General features: G+C 38.9%; 11 protein-coding genes and 1 tRNA gene. 8 read left to right on the top strand and 4 right to left on the bottom strand.

Going from position 1 to position 14,060, the window contains the following annotated elements; all coding sequences use genetic code 11:
• Position 1 precedes the first annotated feature (1 nt).
• From R2S57_RS23785 to R2S57_RS23775, 3 genes are all read right to left on the bottom strand, one after another.
• Positions 2 to 1,579 carry a glycoside hydrolase family 28 protein gene (locus R2S57_RS23785; RefSeq protein ID WP_316847415.1) on the bottom strand — a complete coding sequence of 526 codons (1,578 nt, stop codon included), beginning with the start codon at positions 1,577 to 1,579 and terminating at the stop codon, positions 2 to 4.
• A 259-nt stretch (positions 1,580 to 1,838) separates the two neighbouring features.
• The gene (locus R2S57_RS23780) at positions 1,839 to 3,392 is read right to left on the bottom strand and encodes an MGH1-like glycoside hydrolase domain-containing protein (RefSeq protein WP_316847414.1); all 1,554 of its coding nucleotides are present in this window, start codon (positions 3,390 to 3,392) and stop codon (positions 1,839 to 1,841) included.
• Entirely contained in the window at positions 3,392 to 6,127 is a 2,736-nt protein-coding gene (locus R2S57_RS23775; RefSeq protein ID WP_316847413.1) for a hypothetical protein, read from the bottom strand. The genes R2S57_RS23780 and R2S57_RS23775 overlap by 1 nt, the downstream gene beginning before the upstream one ends.
• Before the next feature lie 268 nt (positions 6,128 to 6,395).
• Here R2S57_RS23775 and R2S57_RS23770 point away from each other — a divergent pair, with 268 nt between their 5' ends.
• The 5 genes from R2S57_RS23770 (at position 6,396) to R2S57_RS23750 (ending at position 10,724) form a co-directional block, all read left to right on the top strand.
• Entirely contained in the window at positions 6,396 to 7,160 is a 765-nt protein-coding gene (locus R2S57_RS23770; RefSeq protein WP_316847412.1) for an SDR family oxidoreductase, read from the top strand.
• A gap of 30 nt (positions 7,161 to 7,190) precedes the next feature.
• Entirely contained in the window at positions 7,191 to 8,045 is an 855-nt protein-coding gene (locus R2S57_RS23765) for a fumarylacetoacetate hydrolase family protein (RefSeq protein WP_316847411.1), read from the top strand.
• 1 nt (position 8,046) lies between these two features.
• On the top strand, positions 8,047 to 8,376 hold the full coding sequence (locus R2S57_RS23760) for an L-rhamnose mutarotase (protein ID WP_316847410.1): 330 nt from the start codon (positions 8,047 to 8,049) through the stop codon (positions 8,374 to 8,376).
• Between the two features lie 10 nt (positions 8,377 to 8,386).
• A complete protein-coding gene (locus R2S57_RS23755) occupies positions 8,387 to 9,208 on the top strand; it encodes an amidohydrolase family protein (protein ID WP_316847409.1) in 822 nt (273 codons plus the stop codon).
• 346 nt (positions 9,209 to 9,554) lie between these two features.
• Positions 9,555 to 10,724, top strand: a complete 1,170-nt coding sequence (locus R2S57_RS23750) for an alpha-hydroxy acid oxidase (RefSeq protein WP_316847408.1) — start codon at positions 9,555 to 9,557, stop codon at positions 10,722 to 10,724.
• Positions 10,725 to 10,803: 79 nt separating this feature from the next.
• Here the strand turns inward: R2S57_RS23750 and R2S57_RS23745 are convergent, their stop codons facing one another.
• Positions 10,804 to 11,979, bottom strand: a complete 1,176-nt coding sequence (locus tag R2S57_RS23745) for an aldose epimerase family protein (protein WP_316847407.1) — start codon at positions 11,977 to 11,979, stop codon at positions 10,804 to 10,806.
• A 191-nt stretch (positions 11,980 to 12,170) separates the two neighbouring features.
• On the opposite strand from R2S57_RS23745, the gene R2S57_RS23740 reads away from it, so the two are divergent.
• From R2S57_RS23740 to R2S57_RS23730, 3 genes are all read left to right on the top strand, one after another.
• The gene (locus R2S57_RS23740) at positions 12,171 to 12,842 is read left to right on the top strand and encodes an HAD family phosphatase (RefSeq protein WP_316847406.1); all 672 of its coding nucleotides are present in this window, start codon (positions 12,171 to 12,173) and stop codon (positions 12,840 to 12,842) included.
• Position 12,843: 1 nt separating this feature from the next.
• Entirely contained in the window at positions 12,844 to 13,542 is a 699-nt protein-coding gene (locus tag R2S57_RS23735; RefSeq protein WP_316847405.1) for an NUDIX hydrolase, read from the top strand.
• A gap of 191 nt (positions 13,543 to 13,733) precedes the next feature.
• Positions 13,734 to 13,806 (top strand) — tRNA-Lys (locus R2S57_RS23730).
• Positions 13,807 to 14,060 lie beyond the last annotated feature (254 nt).

Below are 14,060 nucleotides of genomic sequence, written 5' to 3'. Positions count from 1 at the left end.
ATTATTGTCCTTTATCGCCCGAAATAATTTCGATGTTAGCGGTTACTTCTTTTTCTTTCTTAACGGCCTGTTTTACTCTTCTAAAATTATTATTACCAAGGTATATATTTTTAGTTTCAGCTCCATTTAGTTTCAGGTAAGTAACAGTTTCTTTGCCTGGAAAAGCATTGTATAAAAACAGATCGGATACATTTGTGAGCTCAATTACCGCGGCATTGGCAAGTGGCCTGGTATTTTTTAAACCGTCTACAATTAAATTATTCACGTTAATCGCTTTTAACGACGGACCTATCTCTGTATTCACCGTTACGTTGTGTAATTCTATATTATTGGAATTTTGGATAGAAAACCCGGTTTTCGCATCCATATTAATGTCATTGAAAGTAATATTATCAATGGGCATTTCTCCCAAACCATTTAAATAAGCTGCCTGGTTAACCTGGCCAGTTATATTACTGAAATGGATATTTCTAAAAATCGGTGTGCGTTCGGAAACAGGTTCTACACTGGTTTTGGCGTATTGCATATCCAGTACAATCGCCTGATCAGTAATGTTTTTCATGATGATATTACTCACCCTGATATCTTCAACCACACCACCTCTGCCACGGGCCGTTTTAATGCGGATACCGCGTTCAGTTCCATCGAAAACACAATTTGAAATGGCAATTTTGCGCACATCGCCCGACATTTCACTACCAATTACCACACCTCCGTGCCCGGAAAGCATGGTACAATTAGTAATCACATAATTTTCTGCTGGAACTGCCATTTTTCTTCCCGGAGCGTCCTTGCCTGATTTGATGGTAATACAATCGTCGCCTACGCTGATGTGGCAATCCGAAATATGCACATTTTTACAAGATTCAGGATTAATCCCATCGGTATTGGGCGAATGGGGATTGTTGATCGTAACCGCATGTATCTTGACATTTTCACAAAACTCAGGGTTTACCGTCCAGAATGGCGAATTGCGGATGGTAATCCCATCGATCAGTACATTTTTACAGAACATCGGTTGTATAAACGGTGGACGGAGTAAACCGCGTTTCATTTGTTTGGGATCATCTGGTAATAGAATATCTTTGTTTAAACCGTCAAAATTAGTTTGCCATTTCGAACGGGGTTGCCCTTCTTTATAACCTTCAACGAAATCCCACCATTTTTTGCCATGGCCATCAATGATACCTCTACCAATAATCGAAATATTTTCTGCTTTATAGACATAAAATAAAGGCGAGAAACTGATTACATCTACCCCTTCGTAACGGCTTTTTACCATGGGTAGATAATCGTCAAAATTATCGCTAAAATGCAATTCTGCACCAGCATCAATCAATATGGTAATATTGCTTTTTAAATGGATGGCACCTGTTAAATATTTTCCGGCAGGGAAATAAACGGTTCCTCCACCAGCTTTTGATGCAGCTGCTATTGCATTTTTGATTGCAGTTGTAGCCAATTTACTACTGTCGTTTTTTGCGCCATATTTAATCACGTTGTAATAGGATTGGGCATTGGCTGTTAAGCAATTAGTTACTACAAGTACAAAAAATAGGGTTTTGAGGATGTATTTCATTTATTTTATTGATAGTTCCACTTGATGTATTTTAGTTTCGGCTCGTGGAGACACGAACCAAGGCATTTAATTTATTCGTAAAACATCGTCCTCGTTTGTAACGAGGATGTATTAAACAGCGATTTTATCGCTTTTTTTCCTTGATTCTTGTCCTAATGTTTACGCTCGTTTCCGAGTGCAAAATAGTATAACGATTATATCGTTAAAAACGATTGATTATTCAAAGCTCGTTAGAAACAAGCATTAGTATCCATACTCATTAATTCATTTCTACTTTCAACGGCTTTAAATCCTTGCCTTTATAAATTTCTTTACCATCCATGAAAATTAGTAAACCTTTGCCTCTATTATATTTTTTTCCGGTTTTATCCCACAAAATCGTTAACGTTTTATTGTGATAAGAAACCTGATCCAACATACACCAATCCCATTGATTTTTAGGGATTAATGGAAATAGCTCGAGCACATTATCTAGTCGTGGTTTTATACCGATCAGATCGTTTATGATCAGATCATTAAAGGTTGAGTGGTTATAAAAACTACTGCGCGGATTATCGCCCTTTAACCATTCTCCGGTTTTTTCATCCTGATATTCACCCAAATAAGGCTTCCCGTTTTTAATATGTGATGCCGCATATTGATGCAATTCCTGATAAAAGACTTCGGCATTCATTTTACCTTGTTTTTTATAATTAGTCAACAGGTTTGCCAATCCTTTTAAGGTTTGCGAAGTAGCAAAAGGCCAGAGTGCGCCATCCCATTCGCAACTATGCCCGGTTCCTCTGGTTCTAAAGGTCGGATTTCTTCTTTCGGCAGTCGTTAAACCCCAGGGGGCTTTAAATCCAGCGGTATCAAGTAACTGATCCCATGCTTTTGCATAATTTGCCTGATCATCTGGCAAATTGAATTCCCATGGCGTAAAACCGATAGCTTCTCTAACGTCAGACGAACCGCCTTTTGCTTTTCTGGTTTCGAAAAATGATGAAGCAGCGTTCCACAAACTATCCTGAACCAGTTTTTTCAATACCGTTGCTTTGTTTTTGTATCGGTCAGCTAGTGCTTTATCACCTAAAAGAACAGCCATTTTATTTAAAGCAATCGCATTGCCGTACATATAACTGTTGATGGTTGGCCGTTGGTTCTGATCTTTGCGGGAACCACTGATCGACTCTTCCATCCCATCCTTTACATCATTCTGCCAGAACAGACCATTTTTAAGCTGTCGTTCGCTTTCCCATTTTACGTAATCTTTATCCAGTGCAGGCAAAATCTCTTTTAAAAAAGCCTGATCGGGCTGCACCAAATCATTCTGATACACCGCATCATCTATCCAGCTGCTAAATTGATGGAAACGTTGTTTGGTTTGACCTACATCGGCGTGGTAAAGCCAGAATTTGATGTAATCTTTCAAATAAGCATTATCCTTTAACCACCTGCCTTCGTAAATATGGTGACCCAATGCACAGCTGATGGAATTGTATTTCCCGGCGTGTTTAACAGGTTCGATAAATTCCGTGAAAATAAAACCATCTGGAGTTTTAACCAGGTGTTTACGATACGTCCACCAACGGTAATAGTAGTTTTGCTCCAATACAGAATCAGGGCATTCGAATAATGGAATCTGCTCAGCCAGCCATGTAAAAGCTGCTGCATTGGGAACATAGTTTTTTACTGCTTCCGTATCGATCGAATTAAAATACGTGACATACTTTTTAAGTTTCTCTGTTCCGAGAATCGATTTTTGTTGTGCGAATCCCGTAATTGTCATTACCGACAATGCAGCCGTAACCATTAAACTTCTTGTATTTCTCATTATTCAAATAACCAATCTATGTCTTTACCCCTGCCATCTAAACCAGCATTAAAAATGCGCAGTTCCTGTTTATCATCAATAAAACCTAAAACCAAACAAGCTCCCTTACCCAAATTTAGTGTATGTGTTCCTGCCGGAAAAGTATATGCGTGTACATTAACGGGTGGAAAGCCATTGGGAACCAATGCATTCGATATCTTAATTTCGGATTGCCCATAATTGTTGGCGCTTGCATCGGTTTCCAACTGCGGCGGAGCCAGGTATTGTGAGTTTTTCTGATTGAAAAAACCAATTAAAAGTTTTACTGGTATTTTGGTGCTAAACTTAATTTCAGTACCCGTTTTTAGCTGCTTTTCCTTACTCATTTTAATGCCTTTTAAACCGAGTAATTGCGCTGCTACTTCCTTTACCGTTACTGTAGTATCTGAAAAAAGCTGTGCGTCTTTGCCAATCACATAACTTTCTGTTTCGTTTAAAACTTTTACTTCGGCGGTTTTATAGGGTACAATCGCAGCAACTGTTCCTTGTTTTATTGATTTTAGAGAATCGATGCTATGTTTAAAATGATCAAGTTCCTTTGTAAAAATGGGTAACATTTCTTTCCAGTGGATAAAAGTTTTGTCTACACCGCGCATTGGGATTTTACGTTGTTTGGTTTGCATACTATTGGCATACAAATAACTGTGTTCAGTTAACTTAGCCAATGCTGTATAATGATCTACACTTTTTTGGAGGAATGGCAATGCCCGCTCTAAATCAGAAACCTGATTCGAGTATTTATACCTCAATATCCAAAGTGCAGCTTTCACTTTTTCTGCGTAAAAATTGGCCATAGCATTATAACAATAGATATCGTTTTTAAGCCGCTTAAATTCTGCGGTATCTTTTTTTACACCAGGTGCGGCCTCATTAATCGATAAAATGGCTTTTTTCCCATGCTCTACTACTTCTTTTGCCACCTGAACAGGTGTTTCTCCAATATGGCCTTGGCTCTTCCATTCTTTCTCCGCGTATTCAATAATCATTTCTCCCTCTGGCGCTTCCGATTCGTACATTAAGGTAAATACACCATATCGGTAAGGATTAATCAGCTGTGTCATTAACATGCCCAGGGTTAAGGTTTGCCGGTTGCCATCAGTTATGCCATATCTGCGCAACAGCTTGGGGGATATTTCTCCTGATTCCTCATAAGCATTCAGAATGGCTTTTCCGCCAGTTAAACTGGTGCCATATTTATCAGCGAGTGCTTTGCCCCAATAGTTGATTTCTTTTGTCCTTTCTCTTTGCGAATTCCACGAATACCTTGCCCATTCCTTGTACCAGATCCAGTCGCGATCTACTTCCAACAATCTTCCCTTTACGTTGTCTGCTGCATATGGCCAGTCCCAGTAACTTGCCTGCGGATAGAGGTGCAAACCTTTCGCCCCATAAATTTTATTCATCGCCTGCACCGATTTCTGAATAAAATCAGCAGAGCCATACCTAAATGGCTCCAGGTTGGCCAAAATATGCACATTGGAGATATTAACCGTACCAATTGCAGCTAATTTCCGGTTTAAATCGGCCCATGCCCCACGTGGTGTATAAGTCGTAAGCGCTTCACCATTAAACTTGTTTTCGGTGTACAGGTTTTTATAAAGTGGTAAAGCGGCTTTCATTACACTGGGTGCATCGGTGTCGTGCGCACGCAATACAATCGGTGGTTCGTCTTTAATTCCAGCGGCTTTTAATCCATCTTTCACCCCTGGGATAATCGTTTTGGTAAACCAGTCAACATCGTCCTGCCCTACGCCTTCCATTGCTTCACCTAAAGCCACCATTAAACCCACATTTGGATATTTCTCTACAAAAGAAGCAATCGATTTTCGGGTATAATCAGCAATTAGCGGAATGATCGGACGGTTCCTATCCTGCGTTTTTAAGCCGTGTTTATCGGCAAAAGGTTTCGGGATAATGATATTGTAAAACATCTGGATCACCCAGATGCCACGTTTATCGGCCTCTTTGGTTAAAAACTGGAAGATTTCTTCATTCTTTTTCAAGGTAGCATCATCTACCTCAACCGCATAAGGATAATCTTTAAGTCTTAATAATGATGAAAACGGATGTCCATTCCACAAATAAAGTGAATTGTAACGGTTTTCAACCATCATATCCAGGTACTTGATCCATAATGCTTTATCGTAAAGCCAGGGGAAGGTTTCTGGTGTATATGGATATTCATAAACATCATGACCGGGGAGATAGTCTGGTTTCTGCAAGCCGATGCAAGTGCCTCTTAATACCATTTCGGGCTGATCGGAAATCGCTAAACTAGGAGGCAATTTACCTGTATCACTGATTTGATCGGCCAGTTCTATGCAACCATATAGAGCACCCGAAGCATCGTTTCCTATAATATAAAGTATTCCGTTTTTTCCGGTATAAAGGTGGAAGCCCTCTTTTTTGGTAATTGAAATTTTGTTTTTGATTTCTGCCGGAAGTTGATCCTTAAAAAGTTTATCTGAATATACACCAATCGCGATAGCACGGTTAGCCCCTGCAAGTTTATCCTTTTGCTCGATTTTAACGGAATAGTTTAATTTAAGCAAAGCTTTCGATAGCTTTTCGGCACCAAAACGTACACGGACATGATTTTCTGTAGAAATGACAATTGTTTTTTGTGCACGATCTGTAGCACCAGCAAACGATAAGGATAAAAAGTAGCAGGAAATAAAAATCAGAAAATTTCTCATTCAGTTGGCTCTATAACAAAACCTATAAGCGATAGGTTTTGTTGGATATCTGGTTAAATACTATCTTTAAATATAAAGACAATATTCAAATATAAGCAATAAGTTTGATTGGCTTTGTAAAATTTATGCAAGGTAAAGCCGTTTATCTATTCAGAACAGCTTATGACAATATCTGTTAATATTTAGGCAAGAAGATAAAATTTTTAACCAACATTATTTATTTTATTTGTATCCTATTCTAATCAATTATAATTTTATAAGCATATACATGTTTTCACTAAAAAACAAAAAAGCCGTAGTTACCGGTGGCGGAAGCGGCATTGGAAAAGCCATAGCGACCATTTTAGCCAAACAAGGTGCTGAGGTCCATATTATCGAGTTGGGCACTGAACAAGCCCAGGCTACTATAGATGAAATTAAGGCAAATGGTGGCGAAGCATTCAGTTACGGTTGTGATGTTTCCGATCATAAAGCAGTTCATGAAGTTTTTACCCAGATTGGTGCAATCAACATCCTGATCAACAATGCGGGTATTGCGCATATTGGAAAGGCTGATAACACTGATGAAGCTGATTTTGACCGCGTAATGCGCGTAAACGTTAAAGGTGTTTATAATTGTTTACATGCGGCCATTCCACAGATCCGTTCATCAGGTGGTGGTGTAATTATTAATATGGCATCAATTGCGGCATTAATCGGCCTGCCCGATCGTTTCGTTTACAGTGCGGCAAAAGGTGCTGTAAAAGCAATTACCATGAGTGTTGCTAAAGATTATATCGGCGAGAACATCAGATGTAATTCTATTTCTCCTGCAAGGGTTCACACGCCTTTTGTGGATGGCTTTTTACAGAAAAACTATCCGGATAACATCCCTGAAATGTTCGAAAAACTATCGAAAACACAGCCCATCGGCAGAATGGCCAAACCAGAAGAAGTTGGTGCATTGGCACTATACCTTTGCAGCGATGAAGCCTCGTTTATTACGGGTTGCGATTACCCGATTGATGGTGGATTTACGACCTTAAACAACTAAAAGAATTTTAAATACAATAAAGAAATTATAATGAAATTAATACGATTTGGAGAAGCTGGCGCCGAAAAACCTGGGGTAATTATTAATGATAATTATTTCGATGTTTCTGCATTGGTAAAAGATTATAACGAAGAATTTTTCGGCGGTGATGGTTTGGAAAAACTAAAAAAAGACATCGAATCGGCAGATCTACCTCAGGTAGATCAAAGTGTGCGCTTAGGTCCAGCTTTGGCCCGTCCTTCAAAAATAATCTGCGTGGGCTTAAACTATAAAGACCATGCAGCAGAAACCAATGCGCCGATTCCATCGGAACCGATTTTGTTCTTCAAAGCTACTTCGGCAATCGTTGGGCCAAACGACGACTTAATCATTCCAAAAAACAGTAAAAAAACCGACTGGGAAGTGGAACTGGCTATTGTGATTGGTAAAAAGGCAAGTTATGTAACTGAAGAAAATGCTTTGGATCACATTGCAGGTTATGTTTTACATAATGATTATAGCGAACGTGAATTTCAGATTGAAAGAAACGGGCAGTGGGTAAAAGGTAAAAGCTGTGATACTTTCGCGCCTATCGGGCCATTTATCGCCACTCAGGACGAAATCGCCGATATACACAACGTACGCCTTTGGTTAACTGTTAATGGAAAAATATTACAGGACGGAAATACCGCCAACCTGATTTTTAATGTGCCATTTATGATTGCTTATATCAGTCAGTTTATGACGCTTCTTCCGGGAGATGTCATTACTACAGGAACTCCGGCAGGTGTAGGCTTAGGTCAAAAACCAGAGCCCTGGTATTTAAAACCCGGTGATGTAGTAGAGTTAGGTATCGATGGCCTTGGATCGAGCAAACAAACCGTTAAAGCATACAGCGGAAACTAATATGAAAAGATACTGTTTAACACTCGATCTTGTAAATGATGAAAAGCTTATAGAGGAGTATAAGCAGTATCATCAATCGGTTTGGCCAGAGATCAAAGAAAGTATCACTTCATCTGGAATTGAAAACTTAGAAATATATCTGCTTGGAAACCGTCTGTTTATGATCATGGAGGTAAATGAAAGCTTTTCTTTTGAAGAAAAAAACAAAGCTGATTTGGCCAATCCAAAAGTACAGGAATGGGAAACTTTAATGTGGAAATTCCAACAGGCTTTACCAGGTTCGAAACCAGGTGAGAAATGGATCTTAATGGATCAGATATTTAAACTTTAAACACGCCCTTATGATTGATACGCACGTACATTTTTGGAATTTCGATCCGGTTAGAGATAGCTGGATTAATGAAGATATGTTGGCCATCCGTAAGGATTTTTCGCCGAAAAATCTTTTAAGAACATACAACGATCTTAACATTACAGGTTGTATAGCAGTTCAGGCCAATCAATCGGAAGAGGAAAATCAATTCCTGTTAACGCTGGCGGAGCAAAATGAAATCATAAAAGGCATTGTGGGTTGGATAGATCTGCTTAATCCTGATTTAGATGCACGTTTAGCGTATTGGAGCAATTTCAAAACCATTAAGGGCTGGCGCCATATCCTACAAGCTGAAAATGCCGGTTTTATCTTAAATAAAAAGTTTATCGATGGCCTTAAACTTTTAAAAAAATACAATTACACCTACGATTTATTGTGCTACCACAATCAATTGCCAGCTATTATCAACATGGTTGATCAGCTTCCCGATCAACCATTTGTATTGGATCACTGTGGTAAACCTGATGTTAAAAGCCAGGATTTGAAATCATGGTCTGAAAATATTAAAACCTTAGCGTCTAACCCAAATGTACACTGTAAAGTTTCTGGTTTACTGGCAGAAGCCGATTGGAAAAACTGGAAAGAAAAAGAACTTTTCAATTGTTTTGATAGGATTTTCGAACATTTCGGCACTGAAAGGGTGATGTATGGCAGCGATTGGCCGGTGATGTTGATCAGCAGGCCATACCAGGATTGGTTTAATTTAGTGCATAAATATGCCGAACGCTTTTCTGCGGAAGAACGTAAACTGATTTTTAGTGACAATGCGAAAGTGTTTTATGGAGTTTAGTTTTATACGCGTTAACGCTCGTTTCCAACGAGCGTTGAATATCTTATCGTTTATAACGATTTAACTGTTTTGCTATTTCTGCACTCGTTTGGAAACGAGCGCAAACAAAATATTTTCGACCAGTTTGTCATCCTGAATGCAATGAAGGATCTTTTTGATAGTGCTTTATTTGTAAAGGATTCTTCACTGCGTTCAGAATGACAGATCAAGCCTACACAAAAAAATATTCTTCTACATTATCCGTAACTAAAATTTAAAACAGCAGATAGAGCAGGATGGAAAATATAATATAAAAGATTAGTTTTCGCTTTCTTAAAATAGCATCTGACCAATACAATATTTAAAAATGAGTAAAAAGATTACATTTCCTTACAATCCTCAGTTCCCTTCTGTAGCCGACTTAAGAACAAAGGCAAAATCAAGGATTCCTAAATTTGCTTTCGACTATCTGGAAGGTGGTTGTAATGAGGGACTTAATTTATCACGAAACGAGAACGACTTCGACAATATCTACCTTAAGCCGAATTACTTACGTGTTGGCGGAGATATCGACATGTCGGTTGAATTATTTGGCCGTCGTTACAGTGCGCCATTTGGGGTATCTCCGATTGGTTTGCAGGGTTTGATGTGGCCTAATGCGCCCGAAATTTTAGCTAAGGCTGCCGCTAAAGCCGATATTCCTTATACATTAAGTACCGTATCCACCAGTAGTATCGAGCGAATTGCCGAAGTATCTGAAGGAAAAGCATGGTTCCAATTGTACCATCCTACAGAGAATAGCTTGAGAGATGATATTCTAAATCGCTTAAAAGCTGTTGAATGCCCGGTATTAGTTGTTCTGGTAGATGTGCCTGCATTTGGCTTAAGGTATAAAGAAATTAAGAGTGGTTTATCTATTCCACCAAAAATGTCAATCAATAATATCCTGCAAGCTTTTGCCCGTCCGCTATGGGGAATTAAGACCCTGCAACATGGAATTCCATCATTTGCTACCTTAAAGCCTTATATGGAAAAAGGAATGGACATGTCGCAACTGGGACAATTCATGAACAAAACCTTTACCGGTAAGGTGGATATTGAAAAGGTGGCTGCCATTCGTGATCTTTGGAAAGGACCTTTGGTACTGAAGGGTATCGCGACTGATGAAGATATGCAGGCTGCTATCCAGATCGGCGCTGATGGTGTGATTGTTTCCAATCATGGCGGCAGACAAATTGACGCAGGCGAATCCTCCATCAATTCACTGATCAAATTGGCAAACAATCCACTATACAAATCAAAGTTGAAGATTATGTTGGATGGTGGCATCCGCTCGGGCGTTGATTTAGCAAGGGCACATGCCGTTGGATCTGAATTTAACTTTATGGGCCGCCCTTTTATGTATGGAGTTGGTGCTTTAGGTAATGAAGGCGGCGATCATACCATCAATATGTTCAAAACGCATTTATACCAGATCATGCAACAATTAACCATTGAGAAAATCACACAATTCCCTGACCGGTTATTAAACCCTTAAAGCGGAATTTACAAATCAGACAAACAAAAAAAGCAAGACTCGAAGTCTTGCTTTTTTGTTTTCAATTCCATCAACAATCTTAGTCAATTTTCTTAGCTACCGGTGCTTTCAAAAACTTATAAGTGGTACTTGTTTTATACGTTTCGCCTGGTTTAAGCACTGTAGAAGCAAAATTTGCATGGTTCGGTGCATCTGGAAAATGTTGTGTTTCTAAGCAAAAAGCCGAACGGTGTGGGTATGATTTTCCACCTTTACCGTCTTTATCCACACCTGTTAAAAAGTTGCCACTATAAAACTGTAATCCTGGTTCAACAGTATAAACTTCTAAAACGATTCCCGTAACCGGACTTTTAACCGTAGCCACAGGTGTTTTGCCATCGTGATGCGTCAACACAAAATTGTGATCATAACCTTTGCCGAATTTCAACTGCTGATCATTTTCTTCTATCGATTTCCCGATGGTTTTGGCTTTGTTAAAATCGAAAGCTGTTCCGGCTACCGGCTGTAATTTACCTGTCGGGATCAATGTAGAATCTACTGGTGTATATGCATTTGCATCAATTGTTAATTCATGATCCAAAATGGTGTTATTTCCTTCTCCGTTTAAATTAAAATAGGCGTGATTGGTCAGGTTTACCACAGTTGTTTTATCTGTAGTGGCTAAATAATCAATCTGTAAAGCATTATCATCCGTTAAAGTGTATGTTACTTTAACATCCAGCTTGCCAGGATAACCTGCTTCGCCATCTGCAGAAATATAGCTCAACTCCAGTTTTTGGCTATCCAATTGTTTGGCTCCCCAAACTTTCGAGAAGAAACCATCAGTGCCACCGTGCAGTGTATTTACACCATCGTTAAGCTGTAAAGCATATTCCTTTCCGTCTAAAGTAAATTTGCCTTTGCCGATCCTGTTTCCGTATCTACCGATCAAGGCCCCAAAAAACGGCTCGCCTTTTTTACGGTAGGCATTTATACTGTCGTAACCTAAAACAACATCAGTTAACTTGTTATCTTTATCTGGCACCAACAGCGAAACTACCCTCCCGCCATAATTGCTAATGGAAACCGAGGCGCCCTGTTTGTTTTGTAAGGTGTAGAGCTGAACACTTTTCCCATCAATGGTGGTGTTGTATTTCATCGAGTCGCTTTGTCCGGTTGTTTCTGCCGCCTTATCCGATTTAGGATTACAGGATATAAAAGCAATGGTTAAACACAGTGTGGCAAAGGGCAAGGCCTTAAGGAATATTTTTTTCATCTGGTTAAAATTTAAGAGCATAGCAGATTGCGCAATGCCTGCAAAGCTGTTCTGGCTCCATGTAGATTTATTTTTGGTTAGGACTAAAGTAATAAAAATAATTAACGTTATAGTAACGATTATAATTATTGTTAAGTTAATATTAATGATGATTATCAACAGTGAAAAAAATCACATAATTTAGCAGGCATATGCATCATTTGAATTTTAAGCCAAAAGCCTTTCTTTTTGATTTAAACGGCACCATGATTAATGATATGGAATACCATACCCTGGCCTGGTACAGCATCATGACGGAAGATTTAGGTGCTAAACTCGACTACGAAAACGTCAAAAAAGAAATGTATGGCAAAAACCATGAAGTTTTAGAGCGTGTTTTCGGGAAGGATAAATTTAATGAGGAAGAAATAGAACGGCTTTCTATCGATAAGGAAAAGCGCTATCAGCAAGGTTATATGCCGCACCTGGCGCTTATTGATGGCCTGGACCTTTTCCTGGAACGTTCAAAAAAAGCCAATATTAAAATGTCCATCGGATCAGCGGCAATACCTTTTAATATCGATTTTGTAATAGATGGCCTGGATATCCGTCACTATATGGATGCCATAGTCAGTGCTGATGACGTCAAAACCAGCAAGCCTGATCCTGAAACTTTTTTAAAGGCTGCAAAAGCTTTACATATTGCGCCGATCGATTGTCTGGTATTCGAAGATGCGCCAAAAGGCGTAGAATCGGCCTTAAATGCTGGTATGCAATGCATTGTGTTAACAACTACACACACGATTGAAGAATTTGATGGTTATCCGAATATCTTAGGCTATATTACAGATTATAATGATGCCAAATTAAATACGCTTTTTTAACATGGGAAAATATTTAAACCAAAAACCTGTTCTTGTTGCAGTAGACTGCATTATTTTTGGCTATGATGGCGAGCAGTTAAAACTTTTAGTCATCAAAAGAGCCATAGAGCCCGTTAAAGATAAATGGAGTTTGATGGGTGGTTTTATTGGTGAAACTGAAGATCTTGATGGCGCAGCCAAAAGGATTTTATTGGAATTAACGGGTTTACACGACGTATACCTCGAGCAGCTCCACGCTTATGGCCGTCCTGACCGTGACCCTATCGAACGCACGGTTTCGGTAGTATATTTCGCACTGATCGATATCAATAAATACAGCAAACAGATCAACGATCAATACCATGCCGAATGGTTTAAATTGAAAGATGTTCCTGAACTGATTTTCGACCATAATATCATGGTAAAGGCCGCGATGGATAAAATCCGATATCAGGCCGCCCTCCATCCTATTTTGTTTGAACTTTTACCAAAACGTTTTACCATACCACAGTTGCAGGCTTTATATGAGCAGGTTTACGATTCGCCGATCGATAACCGGAACTTTATCCGCAAGATTACTGCCAGTGGACTTCTGATCAAGCAGACCGATAAGGATAAATCAAGTTCCCGTAGAGGTGCTTTTTATTTTAAACTGGATAAGAACAAACACAAAGCACAGTTTCAGTCTTTCCTGAATTTTATCCCTAAAGCAAGCAAATAGACGCTGATTTTAAAATTTACTGTTGTGCTGAAAATAAATTTTAAAATTATTTTTAAACTTAGAATTTTTAAAATCAGCGAGTTAGAACCACTGTTTTTTACCAAACAAAAAAACACCTAAAACATTTTCAAAAAATGTTTGCAAGGAAAGGATAAATCTCTATATTTGCACCTCCTTAAACAAAGGGAAATGATTCCGTAGCTCAGCTGGTAGAGCATTACACTTTTAATGTAGTGGTCCTGGGTTCGAATCCCAGCGGGATCACAGAAGATAGTATCAAAACTACGTAAAAGCTTGCAAATCAAATGATTGCAAGCTTTTTTGTTTTAGGTAAAAACCAAAATACTCACCGATTCTCATATTAAAAGTGTGTAATTCGGTGAGTAATTTAGGTACTAAAAGAACTCACCGAATTATTTATAACCACTTGTTTAACAAGTCGTTCGGCTATCGAACATCTTGACGTTTTCAGACTGCAGGGCTAATTTTGTTAACCTTAATTCAGTTTATATGAAAAT

Origin of the sequence: Pedobacter psychrodurus, from assembly GCF_032678585.1 — a bacterium.
GTDB classification, from domain to species: domain Bacteria; phylum Bacteroidota; class Bacteroidia; order Sphingobacteriales; family Sphingobacteriaceae; genus Pedobacter; species Pedobacter psychrodurus_A.
The sequence above is the reverse complement of the archived record's forward strand: the minus strand, read 5'-3'. Positions and strand labels throughout refer to the sequence as shown.

Coding starts and splice junctions, on each gene's coding strand:
- R2S57_RS23785 (WP_316847415.1), bottom strand. CDS start 1,579: ATGAAATACATCCTCAAAACCCTATTTTTTGTACTTGTAGTAACTAAT.
- R2S57_RS23780 (WP_316847414.1), bottom strand. CDS start 3,392: ATGAGAAATACAAGAAGTTTAATGGTTACGGCTGCATTGTCGGTAATG.
- R2S57_RS23775 (WP_316847413.1), bottom strand. CDS start 6,127: ATGAGAAATTTTCTGATTTTTATTTCCTGCTACTTTTTATCCTTATCG.
- R2S57_RS23770 (WP_316847412.1), top strand. CDS start 6,396: ATGTTTTCACTAAAAAACAAAAAAGCCGTAGTTACCGGTGGCGGAAGC.
- R2S57_RS23765 (WP_316847411.1), top strand. CDS start 7,191: ATGAAATTAATACGATTTGGAGAAGCTGGCGCCGAAAAACCTGGGGTA.
- R2S57_RS23760 (WP_316847410.1), top strand. CDS start 8,047: ATGAAAAGATACTGTTTAACACTCGATCTTGTAAATGATGAAAAGCTT.
- R2S57_RS23755 (WP_316847409.1), top strand. CDS start 8,387: ATGATTGATACGCACGTACATTTTTGGAATTTCGATCCGGTTAGAGAT.
- R2S57_RS23750 (WP_316847408.1), top strand. CDS start 9,555: ATGAGTAAAAAGATTACATTTCCTTACAATCCTCAGTTCCCTTCTGTA.
- R2S57_RS23745 (WP_316847407.1), bottom strand. CDS start 11,979: ATGAAAAAAATATTCCTTAAGGCCTTGCCCTTTGCCACACTGTGTTTA.
- R2S57_RS23740 (WP_316847406.1), top strand. CDS start 12,171: ATGCATCATTTGAATTTTAAGCCAAAAGCCTTTCTTTTTGATTTAAAC.
- R2S57_RS23735 (WP_316847405.1), top strand. CDS start 12,844: ATGGGAAAATATTTAAACCAAAAACCTGTTCTTGTTGCAGTAGACTGC.